General features: G+C 77.0%; 2 protein-coding genes. One reads left to right on the top strand and one right to left on the bottom strand.

Features of this window, described 5'->3' with window-relative positions:
* Positions 1-344 (bottom strand): hypothetical protein (locus BZZ08_RS38440; RefSeq protein ID WP_198601954.1); only part of this gene is annotated, 344 nt, incomplete at its 3' end.
* A 241-nt stretch (positions 345-585) separates the two neighbouring features.
* Here BZZ08_RS38440 and BZZ08_RS38435 point away from each other — a divergent pair.
* Positions 586-1,361: SLC13 family permease (locus BZZ08_RS38435; protein WP_274543310.1), on the top strand; the 776-nt coding region annotated here is incomplete at its 3' end.

Raw genomic sequence — 1,361 nt, 5'->3', positions numbered from 1 at the left:
GCGGCCACGGCCGGCTCGGCGAGCGCCGGGTCGGTCAGCAGGCAGGCCGCCCAGCTGGCGACGACCTCGTCCACCCAGGTCCGCCAGGCGTCCGCGTCCGGGTCGGCGGACGTGGCGCCGTCGGCGCCGGTGATCCAGTCGAGCCGGGCGGAGCCGCCGGGGCCCGCCACGCCCAGCAGCGCCACGTCCATCGGGGTCGGGTAGCGCAGCCGGGCCGCGACCGTCACGGCCTGCCGGGCCTGCACCTCGCACAGCGCGTCGGCCAGGGCGCCGCCGGACGCCGGGTAGGCGCGGGTGAGCCACTGTGCGGTCGCCGCGATGACGGGGGAGAGATCTGTGTGCACTGCCGGGCCGTCCGAACTGCTCGTGGGGGAACTCGGGGTCCGTGGAAACGGTAGCCCGCGGCGCACCGCGCGGAACATGGCCCGGCTCTCGCCCACGGCGTGGCCTCGGCCACACCACGTCGTCCCGCGGATCTCGTCCCCGCCCAGGGGTGCGACCCTGTATCCCGTTCGCCGATCACCGGGTTCCCGCCCGGCCCACCGGTGTGGAGGAGTCCTGAGCACCACCGTCCTCTCCGAGGCCGTGCCCGTCGTCCTGCTGCTGGGCGTGCTGGCCTTCGCGGTGCTGCGCCCGCGCGGGCTGCCGGAGGCGGTGGCCGCCGTGCCGGCCGCCGTGCTGGTGGTGGCGCTCGGCATGGTGTCCCCGCACCGGGCGTGGGAGCAGACCCGTACGCTGCTGCCGGTCGTCGTCTTCCTCGCGCTGGTGCTGATGCTGGCGTACCTGTGCGCCAAGGAGGGCCTGTTCGAGGCCGTCGGCGCGGCCGTGGCCCGCCGGTGCGGGGGCAGCCCGCGGCGGCTGCTGGCCGGGGTGTTCGCGGTGGCCTGCGGGGTGACGGCGGTGCTCAGTCTGGACGCCACCGCGGTGCTGCTCACCCCCGTGGTCCTGGCCACCGCGTCCCGGGCCGGTGCGCGGGCCCGCCCGCACGTGTACGCGACGGCGCACCTGTCGAACTCCGCCTCGTTGCTCCTGCCGGTCTCCAATCTGACCAACCTGCTGGCGTTCGCGGCCAGTGGGCTGACCTTCACCCGGTTCGCCGCGCTGATGGCGCTGCCCTGGCTGGCCGCGATCGCCGTCGAGTACGCCGTGTTCCGCCGTTTCTTCCGCGCGGACCTGGCCGAGCCGGTGTCCGTGGCGCCCGAGCGCGTCGGCCCGGTACCCGTCGCTCCCGGCCCTGACGGGCCCGCCGGGTCCGCCGGGACCGCCGGGACCGCCAGGTCCAGCGGGTCCAGCGAGTCCGGCGGGCCCGCGGTCGCGAAGACGCCGGGCGGCGCGGCCGCCGGTGACGGGCCGGGCACGGC

It is taken from the genome of Streptomyces sp. MH60, from assembly GCF_002939385.1.
Classification (GTDB): Bacteria; Actinomycetota; Actinomycetes; order Streptomycetales; family Streptomycetaceae; genus Streptomyces.
Note: the sequence above shows the minus strand (reverse complement) of the source record. Positions and strands in the feature narration are given on the sequence as shown.